Origin of the sequence: Arthrobacter sp. UNC362MFTsu5.1, from assembly GCF_000685965.1 — a bacterium.
GTDB lineage: Bacteria > Actinomycetota > Actinomycetes > Actinomycetales > Micrococcaceae > Arthrobacter.
Map to the genome: position 1 here is coordinate 13780 of NZ_JMLE01000024.1, position 13469 is coordinate 27248.

A 13469-nucleotide genomic window follows, 5' to 3' on the forward strand; every position below is an offset into this window, starting at 1 on the left:
CTAGCGAACGGCATACAGTAAGTCTCCTCGCGGCGGGTGGGGCTGACAAGAATGGGACGGCCGTTCGCGACGGCGGGGTGCCGGGGACTTTCGGCACTTCCCCGGCCGCAGGATCACGCAGAGGGTGGAGGTATGGCGGCTGCTACCACTAGGCAGGTGAACGGGATGGCAAACCGCACAAAATTGCTGGTTATGGGCGGAGTAGTGGCCGTCAAGGTTGCGGCGTATCTGGTGTGGCGTCCGGTCATGCTGCGCTGGGGAACGCAGGGCGAGGAAGCCGTGGAGCCTTTGCCCGGTGATGACCAGGTGCCCCGCCCGGCGTTCCAAAGCACGCGGGCCATCACCATCGACGCGCCGCCGGAGAGCGTATGGCCCTGGATAGTGCAAATGGGGATCTACCGCGCCGGGTTCTACACGCACGACCGCGTGGAACGGGCGATGTTCCACGCCCGGTACGTCGAAGGAAAGCACTCGGCGACGCGCATCCACCCGGAACTGCAGGACCTCAACGTCGGCGACCTGGTTCCCTATGGCGGTGGCGTGTACGCGACCGTGGCAGAGATCGAGCCGAACCGGCACCTCGTCGCGGGAGAGGCGTTCGTGCTGCGTCCCCTCCCGGGGAACCGCACCCGCTTGATCGTTCGCTGCCGTGGGATGGGGTACATCAGTGGAGCGGCTCAGGGCGCTGCGGCCGATGCTCCGGTGTTGACCAAAGCAGTCGTGTTTGCCCTGCATCGTGTGCCCGGAGCACTGCTGCTGGCCCGCGGCATCGATTTTTTCGTCGCTGACCCGTTCCACCATTACATGGAAGTCGGCATGCTGCGCGGCATCAAGGCACGCGCGGAAGGGACGTACGACGGCGGCCAGCCCGCCGTCGTAGGTCCCTTCCCGTAGTGGCGCTTGCCCTAGTGGAGCCCTAAGGGCACGTACCAGCGTCCAAGGGCTTCGCGACGGCCTTGCAGGCGTTCACGCGACCGTTCGCCCAGTAGGTTTCAGTGCCTGCCTTTCTTTCGGCGCTTGCTTCGACCTTTGCCCGGACGGTTGCGTTATCCGGGTCGGCCTGGGAGCTCCAGACAAGGGCGGCAGTGGCGGCCACGATCGGCGAGGCCATTGAGGTGCCGCTGGCGATGTCATAGCCCATGGACCGGCCGTTTTGCGTACCCAGGACGAAGGGGTGGAACGGGAAGGTCGAGTAGACGTTGACACCCGGCGCCGCGATATCCACCCACTTGGCACCGTAGCTGGAGAACGATGCCTTGTCGTCCTTGTTATCTGTTGCAGCGACGGCAATAACGTTGGGGTAGGCGCCCGGGTAGATCTGGGCCGGAGTACCGGCGTTGCCGGCCGCGGCCACCAGCACCACACCCCGGTTCCAGGCGTTGTTGACGGCCGTCTCGAGCGTGCGTGACGAGACGCGCATTCCAAGGCTCATGTTGATCACCTTGGCACCATTGGCCACCGCCCAGTCGATGCCTTGGGCGATCGTTGAGCTGGAACCGGATCCGTTGTCGTTGAGGACTTTGGCGTCCAGGATGCTGCACTCCGGGCACACGCCGGCGACACCCTTGCCGTTGCCGGCGACCGCGGCAACGATCCCGGCCACGTGGGTGCCGTGGCCGTATTTGTCGTAATCCTCAGGGTTAACAATCTTCGTGCCACTGTAGTTGATCCGCGCAACGACCTTCTGCGAAATATCCTCGTGGTCATTTGCAACGCCTGAGTCGACAATGGCGACTCGGATGTCCCTTCCTCTAGTGGTGCTCCATGCTTCGACGGCGTCCACGTCAGCGTCGTTATCGCCCGCGGTGACAGTCAGCGTGTTGAGGGTGTTAGTAAATGATTGGCCATCGTTCTGCAGCGCATATTGGCGGGGGAAGAATGGGTCGTCGGTATCGGCGGTAGCGATCTCGTCCGGCTCGGCGTACTCAACCGCCGGGTTCCGGTTTAGGGCTTCGATGAGGTTCAATTCTTTGCCTGCCGGCACCTTGATGAGTTGAGCGCCTGTGCTGCCAATGCCGGCACCCTCCTTGAGCCCATGCTGGCGAAGCACGCCGGCTGCCGCGCCATTGTCGCGGAATTTAACCATGATTTGTCCCGCGATATGCGAGGACTCTGAGGCTGCGTTACTCGGAACCGCATTGCTTGGGACCGCTGCGGCAATTCCGCTGAAGCCCATGACTACTGCTGCGAAACTAGCTACCAGGATCTGTTTCATTCAGTTATCTTGCGGCAGAATTCACCCACTGGATAGTGCCTTTTGGCAATTCACATGAACTGTCAGACCCCCTGCGTAGGGTGACCTACAAGCCGGCATGCGCCGGAGCACCGTTCGCATTCATGACGAATGCTTGCAGTAAATGGGGCAATCACGATGGCATTGAAAGTCAATCCGCCGCCGAGCTGGCGGGCCGCAAGAAACTCACAACGGCTCGAGAGCGTCGAGCCGGTCCTCCTGCGCCGAATCATCCTCTAAAAGATGTTGATTTTCCTCATTCCTTTAGCCGGGATGCTGCTGTGGATTGCCTATTTTGTTGTGGTATCGGCCCTGCTCGGCATTATTTGGGGCGTACTCGGACTCCTAGTTTGCTTTGAGAACGTTTGGCACCGGATCGTCGGTCGGAAAAAGGCTGCCAACTCCAAGCCCAAAGAGCCCCTTGTGGCTTCCAGGCCCAACGCGCCCCGGGGGCCTTCCGAACCGAAGCCGCCCCTGGAACCCGCCGGCAGCTCCACGCGCAACACTCCCCCCGCCCCCGAGCCGGCCGCCCCCGATCAGCCCGCCGCCGAACAGCCCGCGGCCGGGGCCAGCAGCACCTCTGACATCTGGCCCAAGTGGACTCCGTCGCGCAGGCGGGACGTCGACAGGGAACTGGCCCACTGGCAGGAGCAATTCAATGCCCTGAACTCCCCCAAGTAGTCATGGCGACGGCGGGCGGCCGGCGTTTGGTGCCGGCCGCCCGCCGTGCGTCAGTGGTTCAGCCGACTGCTAGATGCAGGCGGGTTGATAGGCCGGGTCTGCAGGACCCGAAGGCTTGCCCAGTGCATGGGCCACGATCTGGTGCACCACCGGGTCGTTCGGCGTCTGGTCATGCTCGAAGAGATCGGCCGGGCACTTGTCCTGGATGGTGATGTTCGTGACCTGCCGTGCCGGGCCGCTAAGGAACTGGCTGTTGTAGGGAATAACCACTTCGTCGTGAACAGTCGAGATGACCGTGTACGACGGTCCAGCCACGGTGTCGCCGATGGAGTTGAGCTTCTGCATGAACGCCGAGCCCGCCTGCTGGTCGGCGCAGGCTGCGCAGCCCAGGCCGGTGTAATTCGGATCCGCGACAAAGCCAGGCGGCGGGACGATGACGCCTTCGGTGCCGTGGTTGGAGGGTGCGATCCCAATGAGCTTATTGACATTGTTGGCACCGCCGAGGAAACCCATGTAGTAGCGGGGCATCATTCCGCCCTGGCTGTGGCCCACGAGATCCACCTTCTTGGCGCCGGTGGAGGCACGTACCGCATCCACGAACGGGGCGAGTTCCTGCGCGGAGTTAGCCACCGGGGCGGTGGCATACACGCCGTTCGTCTCGCCGTAGTTGAGGGCGAAGACGCAGTATCCGGCGCTCTTGAGGTACGGCGACAAGGTGGACCAGTTCTTCGCCATGCTCTCAAACGTTCCAGGCACAAGAATGACCGGATACGGATGCTCGGCGCTGGGTTTGCAGGACCAGTCGTTGGCTCCCGGCGGCGCCACGTCCAAGGTGTCCGCCTGGGCTGGGGCAACGGCCAGGGATCCGGCAAGGACGGCGGCTGCGGCGATGGACAGAGTTCTTGCTAGGAGTGACATAGAAACCTCTTTGTTTGCGTGTCAGCGGGGGCGGCCGGCGGTGATGGTCCTCAGTGGCCACCACGCCTCGGCCGGTTTTCCATGCTAGGCAGCAGGGCCGTTCCTCCTGAGCCGGGCTGCACGAATGTGCGGCAAAAAAGCCTCGCACGTCCGTGCCCTCTCCCCGCCCATAAAACGCCCGATTCCGACTGTTGTTACTGGTCAGTAGCTGTTTGGCTCGCACCTTGCCTTGAGAGAGCTCTCATGCGCCTCTGCACAAACGTGCAAACCGGGCGTTCAGCTCACAGACGGCAGTCCGTTACGCCCACTGCCTTCCGGCCCCGCTCCTGCGCGAAGAACCGCAGAGCCCTGTCGGCAACCAGTTCCGGGCAGTGGTCCGCGAGGAAGTGGCCCTCGCCGGGAAGGATCTCCGTGGTCACGTTGCCCCCGCGTCCGGCCCGGTGGCCCATCTCCTGAAGAGCCGCGGACGGCTCCCTGGCACCGATGAGGGCTAGGGTCGGCACCGTGAAATCACGTTTGGCGTACGCCCCGAAAATGATAGCCATGAACGCCGGGAGGATCGTGCCGCGGTAGAGGGCTGAGCCTGCTCGCGCCCTCGCGGGCTGGGACAGCCCCGCACGGTAGAGCTCGATGTCCTCCTCCGGCACTCCGCCTGCGGGCTCGAACGCCGTGAAAAGGTGCCGCATGAACTTTTCGTTCCGCTGCAGGCGTGGGCCGATTCCCGGAGCCGCGACAACGAAGGCATGCCAGAGCTTGGGGAAGAGCCCCAGTAGCCGGGCGTTCGGCCTGATGTGCACGTCCGGGGCGCCCGTGACAACGAGGGCCTGGACCACGTCGGGCCGTTCCATCGCCAGGAGCTGGGCAACGACGGAACCCCAGTCATGGGTGAGAAACCGCGCCCGCGGGATATCCAGCTCGCCCATGAGCAGGACGATGTCCTCGATGAGGGTCCGGGAGTTGTAGCCGCCCGCGGGCGCGTCGCTCCAGCCGAAGCCGCGCTGGTCTACGGCAATCACCCGATAGTGCTTGGCCAGGTGGGGAATGACGCCGTGCCACTCCCACCAGTGCTGCGGGAATCCGTGGAGCAGGAATACAGGCTCCCCGCTGCCGGCCTCCGCAATATGGATGTTTATCCCACGCACGTCGACCCACCGGTGGGTCACACCGTCGAGCTGCGGCATGGCGGCGGCTGTGCCTTGCATGAACCCAAGGTATTACTCACGGGCTGACCTGTCACCACTTTGCTAGTGGAGACCGTGCCACACGGCGGCAGGCTTTGCTGCCGGCCGCCGTCGTAATTCAGTGGTTTTTACTCCTGGTACGGAACGCCTGCCGCCTGTTCTGCTGCTGCCAGGGTCTGCGAAAACCTGTCCACAGCCAGCTTGTAGCCGGCCGGGTTGCCTGTGTTTCTCTCTTGACCAGCGGCGTGCCTAGCCCTGATCATTGCCGAGGTTGTGGGGAGGGAAGCATCAGTCATGGCGGGAAAATCGAACTGCAATTGAGGGTCCATCTCGTATTGGCGCCATCGGCGTTCAAGCAGATCGTGACGGTCGGCAGTACGCCCGTACTCCTTGACATCAGCGAGGGAAAGGTGAGCCAACAACCCCCCGTCAGCCCCCGCGGCCAGGGACACCGTCCTGACCGCCTCAGACTGGCGGCCAAGAGCTTCTTCGGTCCCCAGCGCCAACGGGGTAACGCCCTTTTGGATGAACTGGACGTTGTACTGGTAGGCACGGATCTCCGCCGGCGTCATGTAATCAAGATCGCCGGGAGATTTCCTGGCCAGCTCCTTGGAACCATATCGGCTCGCTACGCTGCTGCGAGGGACCGGGAAGAGGAACTTTCCCACGACAAAGCCGATAGCGATGGCAATCCAAAACGCCCAGCTGGGAAAATCCCACGCTGATGCCGCTACTGCCGCACCCACGGTGCAAGCGGCATGGCCACCCGAAAAGATGACCTTGGTGCGGCCGAGCCGGTACACCCGGCGGGGACGGTCCAGTTGTTTCTCGTGGAATGCCTTGAGCGTGGCAGCCCATTCGCTGGCGTTACTCACCAGTCACTCTCCTCAGTCATGATGACGACATCGCTGTCGACGCTGACACCGGAGATGTGTTGCTGCTCGGCCGTGCCGCGGGCAAACACAGGCACCGGTGTAGGACTTGACCGGTACGGCCCCCCTGCCCAAAGATACCCCTTCGGAACCTCATCCCGGCCGCGGTGGTGGGTAATAACAATGGGTAACTCCCGGACCTAAACCGGCTCGACAATGTTTGTCACGCAGTTAACCGCCCATTCATATCTCCCTCAGAACCTGTCCAACCAGCCTCCCTACGGTCGACTGCATGGAAAACATTTCTCGCAGATCCCTTCTGTCCGCCAGCCTTGGGGCCGGTCTCGTGGCCGCCCTGCCGGGGGCCGCGCTCGCTACGTCAACCGCGGACGACGCCGGTCTCCGCACCGATCCGTTCATGCTCGGCGTTGCTTCCGGCGAGCCGTGGCCGGATGGCTTCGTGATCTGGACCCGCCTGGCCGTTGACCCCGTAGCGGAGGACGGTCTGGGCGGCATGCCCTCCCGCAACGTCGCGGTGGCGTGGGAAGTGGCTGAAGACGCGGGCATGCGCGCTGTAGTAGCCCGCGGCGTCGAGAACGCCCGGATCGAAACCGCCCACTCGGTGCACGTCGAACTCAAGGGCCTGCGGCCGGGACGGGAGTACTTCTACCGGTTCCGCGCCGGCAAGCACATCAGCCCGGTGGGACGCACCCTCACCAGCCCGGCACTGCATGAGACGCCGGCGGCGCTGGCCATGTCGTTCGCCAGCTGCGCGCAGTCCGAGCACGGCTACTTCACCGCCTACTCCCGGCTGGCGCAGGACCACCCGGACCTCGTCCTGCACCTCGGTGACTACCTGTACGAGTACAAGAAGGGCAGCTACGTGATCGGCGGCGGCAATCCGCGCGACCACGAAGGGCCCGAAACCACTACCCTGCAGGGCTACCGGCAGCGGCACGCCCAGTACAAGTCCGACGCCGATCTGCAGGCTGCGCACGCCGTCGCACCGTGGCTGGTGGTCTGGGACGACCACGAGGTGGACAACAACTGGGCGGACGACGTCCCGGAAAACAAGGACGCCAACCAGCTGAACGACACCACCGAGCGTTTCCGGCAGCGCCGGTCTGCTGCGTTCCAGGCGTACTACGAGAACATGCCCCTGCGCGCCTCGTCCGTGCCGGCTGGTGCCGACATGAAGATCTACCGTACGCTGCAGTGGGGTCAGCTGGCCAACTTCCACATGATGGACACCCGGCAGTACCGTGACGACCAGCTCGCCGGCGACGGCTGGCGCAAGAACGTCAGCGAGCGCCTCGCCGAGGACCGCACCATCACCGGCGCGGAGCAGGAAAAGTGGCTTCTGGACGGCTTCAAGAACTCCACGCAGCGCTGGGACATCCTCGGCCAGCAGGTCTTCTTCGCCGAACGCGACCGCGCCCAGGCACCCGAGATCGACGACGTCTCCATGGACGGGTGGGACGGCTACGCCGCCTCCCGCCGCCGCATCACCCAGGGCTGGGTGGACGCGAACGTTCGCAACGCGGTGGTCCTCACCGGCGACGTGCACCGCAACTGGGCCAACGACGTCAAGGTCGACTACAAGGACCCCGCCTCCCCCGTGGTCGGCTCCGAACTGGTCTGCACCTCCATTACCTCCACCGGCAATGGGACGGGCTCCACGACGGACCCGACCATGGCCTGGAACCCGCACCTGAAGTTCTACAACGACAACCGCGGGTACGTGAACACCCGCATTACGAAGGATGCGCTGACCGCTGACTTCCGCGTGCTGGACTACGTCACGACGCCGGGATCCCCCGTCAGCACGAAGGCCTCCTTCGCGATCCAGGACGGAGCGCCGGGGCTGCTCGCCAAGTAAGATCTGCACTGAAAAACCGGTACGACGACGGCGGGGTGGCCAGGAATTTTGCTGAGCGCCCCGCCGTCGTTTTTCCGTCTGTCGTGGCTGAATGTGCAGGTAGGGTGTGTCGCATGACTCAGGAAGAGGTCCGCGGCAGAATAGAGGCCTTCGTGGCCGATTTCCACGCCAGCTGGCAGCGGTCAGGCACGTCGCCGGGGATGTTCGCTTTCGACCCCGGCGTGTTCGAAGCGTGGGCAAACGAGTTGGCGGACCTGGTGGCCACCCATGGCACGCCGGGGATGCGCACCGGCCAGGAAGGTGCACTGAGTTCCACTCCCGCGCACCAACCGGACGCCGAACAAATCACCGGCATCGAGGTTGACGGCGACACTGCGACGGCCCGCTCGGTCATGCACGCCGCAGGGAACAACACCTCCTACTACAAGTACCGGCTGCTGCGCGGCGATGACGGCTGGCGGATCTCCCACCTCTCGGCCTTCCTCGACCCGCCCGGCAAACCATTGATCGATCCGGCGGCCGCCGAGGCACTCCTGCTCGGTGCAACACCTGAAGCCGCGCTCCCCGACCTGCCGCCCCATCTGGAACTCGACTTTCCGGGGTTGTTTGCAGCCGGCCGGGTGGTGGTACCGTTCGGCAACCCGGCGCAGCTCGAAGTCGTCCACCTTGGCGAACTCACCTGCGCCTCCGGCGTGCTCGCGGTCCTGGACCTGGGTTTTGTCGACGCGCGATTCGCCCCTCTGGCGCGGCGGATCATGCCGGGGACGTACGCCGTCGACGTCGCCACCGTGGCGGAGATGACCGTTGCCGTTCGGCTGCGGCTCTTCGAGGCGCCAGCGGTCAGCTGGCACCCCGCCGAGTTCACTGACGGCACGGAAGGTGTGGGCGTCGACGCCGGGAACGTCGCCATCCTCGACGCCGGGTCGCTGGTGGGATGCCAGGCCCAGCACATCGAGGAGCTGTTCCAGGAGCAAGCGGCACTGCTGGTGGGAACACCGGGCACAATGTTCGGCCTCACCGGAGAAGTGACGGATGCGGCCGTGGTCTCAAGCGGGTACGGCGACGGGATGTACCCGTGCTACTGGGGTGTGGCCGCAGACGGAAGTCTCGCCTCACTGATTGTCGATTTCAGGGTCCTTGCCGAGGACATCCTTCGCACCAGCCGCGTGCCCTTCCAGTCTGGACCCGTCCGCACCCCGGAACTCGGCGGCCTAGAACTTCAGATCGCCACGGATGACGGCTCGTTCGTCATCAGCAGCAAGGCCGAGCGCGTCACGGGCCTCCGGGTGCTGGCACCGGACGGCGAACTCCTGATGGACGGAGACCAGCTCGGCACCTTCGTCACGGGAGGCAGGTCCAGCAAGACCTGGAACCCGGACGCACCTCCCCCGTCCGGCGCAGTCCTCGAGGTCACCGAGTACCTCGGCTACCGGCACATCTAAGCACTTCGCATCGGTGGCAGCGAACGCCGCGACGAATCGTCCCAGTTACTGGACCCCGTTGAACCGAGCCTGGACCAAGTTGGCGAATGGCAGACGACCGTAAATGCTGATGAACTCTGCTTGGTATTCGGCTTCGGCGGAATCGACCTCGGCCGCCTCCAATACTTTCCAGGCAATAACCAGTGACTGAGAGTCGGCGAGCTGCCACAGCAGCCGCCCACCCCAATGCCCTACGGGTTTCCCTCGGCCAAAGTCAGCGAACTCTTGAAGGCGCTTTCGGAGTCCCCTAGTGCCGACAGTTCCTGCACCTGCTTTCCCGATGTAGAGGACCTCTGCGTCGTCGACCCAGTGCGATTCCAGGGCGGGTTGGAGGAGGGACGGATCCTGCCTTTTGAACTGTCCTCCCACGCTCTTCGCAAGGAACAGCCGCTTAAAGCCCAAGTGAGAGAGGGTTCACCGGTTTGGCCCGAAAAGTGAGAGGGCGTTGGGGGTTTGGGGGTTAGAGGGAGGCGCCGCCGCAGATGACGTAGTTCTGACCCGTGATGGACTTCCCGTGCGGGCCCAGGAGGAACGCGGCCAGGGCGGCCACATCCTCCGGGTCCACCAGGGCACCCAGTGCCGGCATCCGCACCGGGGTGGCTGCCCGGCCGGGGTCGTTCAGCATCGGGGTGTCGGTCGGGCCCGGGGAGAGCACGTTGACCGTGATCCCCCGCGGCGCGAGTTCCTGCGCCCACGTCCGGCCCAGGCCCATCAACGCAGCCTTCGTGGCTGCGTACTGGCTCTTGCCCGGCGACCCGGTGGAGGTGCGGCTGCCCAGCAGCAGCACCCTCCCGCCGTCGGGCATGGACGGCACCACTGCGTTGGCCAGCGCACTGGCGGCGGCCACGTGGACGGTGAACATTCCCGCCAGTGCGGCCGGGTCCAGCTCGCCCAAGGGCGCGGTCCGCTGGAACCCGGCGGCGTGCACCAGGGCATCCGCCGGCCCGATGGCCTCCACAATGCTGGCAAGGGACTCGGGCTCCGAGAGGTCGGCCTGCTGCCACCGGAAGCCCTCGCCCATGGAGGACTCGGTCCGGCTCAGTCCGGTCACGCGCCACCCGTCGGCCAGCAGGCGTTCCGCAATGGCCTTGCCGATCCCCGAGCTCGAGCCGGTGACTATGGCGTGCTTGGTCATTCGTCCCCGCCGGGCGTGGTGGTGCCCTCGTACGCCCACTGCGGGTCCACCCGGACGAACTTGATGGCCTGCCGGAAGTACGTGTACGCGATGTTCAGGGCGCCATCGGGGCCCTGGTGGATGGACGGGTAGGAGTATTCGCGGTTGAGCCCGTCGCGGGAGTTGTTGGACAGGCAGTACCCGTCCCCCACGTCCAGGTTGCGGCGGATCGGCCACGAACGGCCCGAGTCCTCGGAGATCGCCAGCGTCATCGGCGAGCGCGGAGTGCCCCAGAATGCCTTCCGCGAACCATCGTCCTCGGAGAAAGCAGCAGCATCCGGCTCGGCGAGCTGGCCCTGTTCCTCGGCCAGACCGTCGTCTTCGATCTCGTCGTAGAGGGACAGCCGGCGCTCAGTGGAAGCCTCGGCCCGGCTGTGGTTGTACACCAGTGCCAGGCGGCCGTCGGCGAGCGCCGTAAACTGGATGGAGGAGTTGTTGTTGGGCAGCTCGGTGGGGACCGGCTCGCTCCAGGTGGAGCCGCTATCGGTGGAGCGGGATTCGTAGATCGAGTCGGCCCAGCGGCTGCGGAACAGTGCCAGCAAGGTTCCGTCGGCCACGGGCTGGATGTTCATGTGGACGCAGCCCAGGCTCCCCGGCAGGACGTGCTCGGTCCAGGTGGCGCCGGCGTCGTCGGAGATCATCACGGCGCTGTCGTCGCTGTTGCCCACCCATTTCTCCCCCGGCGTGGTGATGCACCGGAAGATCGGCACGATCAGGCGGCCGGACGGCAGCACCACCGGGAGCTGGCGGACGAACACGCCGCCCGTTTCGTTTGCGGGGAACAGCGTTTCCACCTCGCCCCAGGTGCGGCCGCCGTCCGTTGACGTACGACGGCGGACCTCGGCGGTGTCCTGGTTGCCCGCCTTCTGCGCGGTGTACAGCAGCCAGAGGGAAGTATCAGGCGCGGTGAACAGGATCGGGTTCTGTTCGGACCGGGTCGAATCGTCGGAGAGCTGCTGCGGTTCGGACCACTGGCTACTGCCGGGCTCCAGCGTTGAGAACCAGATGGAGATATCCGGCACGCCTTCCTGGGTGCCGCCGAACCAGACGCAGCCCAGCCGGCCGTCCGGCAGGGTAAGGAGGTTGGCGGCGTGGCTCTGCACGGTGGGCGCCGGGAGGTAGGCGAAGTCCGCGCCGTCCGCCCGCTTTACGGTCCCGTCGGGGGTGATGGTGCTGTACGCGTCGGTGGTGGTGTTCGTCATGGGTCAGCTCTCCTGGGTTCCGGCGTCGGAGCGGGCGGCGTCGAGGTGGGATTTCGCGATCTGTTCCAGGTGCGTCAGGTCCGACGCGATGGTGGTGAACGTGTAGCCCTGGCTCAGCCGCTGGTTGGCCACCGTGCCCGCCGGGGTGTGGATGCCCGCGGCGATCCCGGCTGACGCGGCGGCCTCGGAGATGGTCTCCAGCGCGGCGTTGAATTCGGCGTCGACGGCGGGATCCCCGGGGAACGCCCCGCCCACGGCGATCGCCAGGTCCGACGGTCCCACGTAGATGCCGTCCAGGCCGGGGGTGGCGCAGATTTCCTTGACGTTGGCCAGTCCTTCGGGGGTCTCGATCATGGCGAAGACCAGCGTGGTGGCGTTGGCGTCGGCGGGCTTGGGGCCGATCCGCAGGGCCGAGCGCATGGGGCCGTAGGAGCGGCCGCCCAGCGGCGGGTACTTGGCGGCGGCCACGGCGGCGGCGGCGTCCTCGGCGTTGTTGATGAGCGGGACGATGACGCCCACGGCGCCGGCGTCGAGCGCCTTGCCGATCGCGGTGAAGTCGTTGGCCTCCACACGGACCATGCCGACGGCGGTGTGCCCGGCGTCGATGGCCATCAGCCCGTTGAGAACGCCCGAGTAGCCGAGCAGGCCGTGCTGCGCGTCCAGGGCCACGTAGTCGTAGCCGAGCCGGCCGATGCGTTCGGTGGCCACGGGCGCGTCCAGCACGGCCCAGTAGCCCACCGCCTGCTCCCGGGCGCGGATTTTGCGGGCGAATTCGAGGGCCAGTTGGGAGGTCATCAGAGTCCTTCAGTCAGTTCGGTACAGGGAAGCAGTCGGGTCAGGCGTAGGGAGAAAATCAGCGGTTGTAGGCGGGCATTGGGCCCCGCAGCGAGGTGCCCACGGCGTCGCAGGCTTCCACGACGTCGGCGGGCAGCGGCCCGTTGGCCACAGCGGCGATGTTGGACTGCAGCTGTTCCACCTTGGAACCGCCCAGCAGCATCGAACCCACACCGTCCCGGTAGGCCAGCCAGCGCAGCGACAGCTCGGCCAGCGTGATGCCGGAATCCGCAGCGATGCGGGCGAGCTCCCCGATGGCATCGAACAGCTGCTTGTCCCAGTAGCGCTGGGTGTACATGGCAGCCAGTTTGGAGTCGCCGTAGCGGCCCTCGGTGGGCTTGGCGTCGAAGCTGTGCTTGCCGGTGAGCAGCCCGCCGCCCAGCGGGTTGTAGACCATGGTGTGGACGTTGTGGGTGGCGGCGAATTCGAGGTATTCCTCCTCCACCCGGCGGGCCACCAGGTTGTACAGCTGCTGCGCGACCACCGGCCGCGGCGCCCCCACTTCACGGGCGGTGTGGATGACGTCGGCAATCTGCCAGGCGGCGAAGTTGGAGACGCCCAGGGCGCCGATCTTCCCCTCGGCGTACAGCTCGGCCACCGTGGACAACGTCGAAGCCAAAGGCGTGGTGCGGTCCGGCTGGTGCAGGTAGAACAGGTCGATGCTGTCCACGCCGAGCCGGCGGAGGCTACCCTCCACGCTGGCACGCAGCCCCGCAGGCGACAACGGCGAATTCGAGCCGTGGTCCGCGTGCGGCATGCCCGCCTTGGAGGCGAGAACAACGTCGCCGCGCCGCCCCTTCAGGAGCCGGGAGAGCATTTCCTCGGTGGTTCCCCCGACGTAGGCGTTGGCGGTATCGATCGTGGTGATGCCGGCGTCGAGCGCTTCCTCCACCATCCGCCCGGCGGTGGCTTCATCCACCGTGTCGCCGAACGTCATGGTCCCCAGGACCAGCCGGGAGATGGGAAGTTTCAGGCCGTCCACCTGGGCGCCTTCGGGCTGCTTGCTCATGCGTT

12 protein-coding genes are annotated in these 13469 nt (G+C 65.6%); 4 read left to right on the plus strand and 8 right to left on the minus strand.

Translation table 11 applies throughout. From position 1 onward, the window contains the following. Positions 1-165: 165 nt before the first annotated feature. Positions 166-894 (plus strand): hypothetical protein, encoded by a 729-nt coding sequence (locus BS38_RS0118745; protein WP_028272197.1) that lies wholly within the window; start codon positions 166-168, stop codon positions 892-894. A gap of 22 nt (positions 895-916) precedes the next feature. Here the strand turns inward: BS38_RS0118745 and BS38_RS0118750 are convergent, their stop codons facing one another. Continuing rightward, the gene (locus BS38_RS0118750; protein ID WP_028272198.1) at positions 917-2215 is read right to left on the minus strand and encodes a S8 family serine peptidase; all 1299 of its coding nucleotides are present in this window, start codon (positions 2213-2215) and stop codon (positions 917-919) included. A gap of 441 nt (positions 2216-2656) precedes the next feature. On the opposite strand from BS38_RS0118750, the gene BS38_RS27215 reads away from it, so the two are divergent. After that, a complete protein-coding gene (locus BS38_RS27215) occupies positions 2657-2914 on the plus strand; it encodes a hypothetical protein (protein WP_156037181.1) in 258 nt (85 codons plus the stop codon). A gap of 69 nt (positions 2915-2983) precedes the next feature. On the opposite strand, the gene BS38_RS0118760 is transcribed toward BS38_RS27215, so the two are convergent. The 3 genes from BS38_RS0118760 to BS38_RS26535 all read right to left on the minus strand — a co-directional run bounded on the left by BS38_RS0118760 (position 2984) and on the right by BS38_RS26535 (position 5888). After that, positions 2984-3832, minus strand: a complete 849-nt coding sequence (locus BS38_RS0118760; RefSeq protein ID WP_028272200.1) for an esterase/lipase family protein — start codon at positions 3830-3832, stop codon at positions 2984-2986. A gap of 281 nt (positions 3833-4113) precedes the next feature. Beyond that, positions 4114-5034 (minus strand): alpha/beta fold hydrolase, encoded by a 921-nt coding sequence (locus BS38_RS0118765; RefSeq protein ID WP_028272201.1) that lies wholly within the window; start codon positions 5032-5034, stop codon positions 4114-4116. Positions 5035-5141: 107 nt separating this feature from the next. Further along, complete coding sequence (locus BS38_RS26535) at positions 5142-5888, minus strand: hypothetical protein (protein WP_051629020.1); 747 nt, start codon at positions 5886-5888, stop codon at positions 5142-5144. Between the two features lie 289 nt (positions 5889-6177). Here BS38_RS26535 and BS38_RS0118780 point away from each other — a divergent pair, with 289 nt between their 5' ends. Together BS38_RS0118780 and BS38_RS0118785 are read left to right on the plus strand one after the other, a co-directional pair. After that, positions 6178-7764, plus strand: a complete 1587-nt coding sequence (locus BS38_RS0118780; RefSeq protein ID WP_028272202.1) for an alkaline phosphatase D family protein — start codon at positions 6178-6180, stop codon at positions 7762-7764. 113 nt (positions 7765-7877) lie between these two features. Then, on the plus strand, positions 7878-9206 hold the full coding sequence (locus BS38_RS0118785; RefSeq protein ID WP_081818971.1) for a DUF4241 domain-containing protein: 1329 nt from the start codon (positions 7878-7880) through the stop codon (positions 9204-9206). 499 nt (positions 9207-9705) lie between these two features. On the opposite strand, the gene BS38_RS0118795 is transcribed toward BS38_RS0118785, so the two are convergent. Genes BS38_RS0118795 through BS38_RS0118810 form a run of 4 tightly spaced genes read right to left on the minus strand, consistent with a single transcriptional unit; the run spans position 9706 to position 13464 of the window. Further along, positions 9706-10380 (minus strand): SDR family NAD(P)-dependent oxidoreductase, encoded by a 675-nt coding sequence (locus BS38_RS0118795; protein ID WP_028272204.1) that lies wholly within the window; start codon positions 10378-10380, stop codon positions 9706-9708. Continuing rightward, complete coding sequence (locus BS38_RS0118800) at positions 10377-11621, minus strand: sialidase family protein (protein WP_028272205.1); 1245 nt, start codon at positions 11619-11621, stop codon at positions 10377-10379. The genes BS38_RS0118795 and BS38_RS0118800 overlap by 4 nt, the downstream gene beginning before the upstream one ends. 3 nt (positions 11622-11624) lie before the next feature. Beyond that, entirely contained in the window at positions 11625-12416 is a 792-nt protein-coding gene (locus BS38_RS0118805; RefSeq protein ID WP_028272206.1) for an HpcH/HpaI aldolase family protein, read from the minus strand. A 58-nt stretch (positions 12417-12474) separates the two neighbouring features. Beyond that, on the minus strand, positions 12475-13464 hold the full coding sequence (locus BS38_RS0118810) for an aldo/keto reductase (RefSeq protein WP_028272207.1): 990 nt from the start codon (positions 13462-13464) through the stop codon (positions 12475-12477). Positions 13465-13469: the final 5 nt, after the last annotated feature.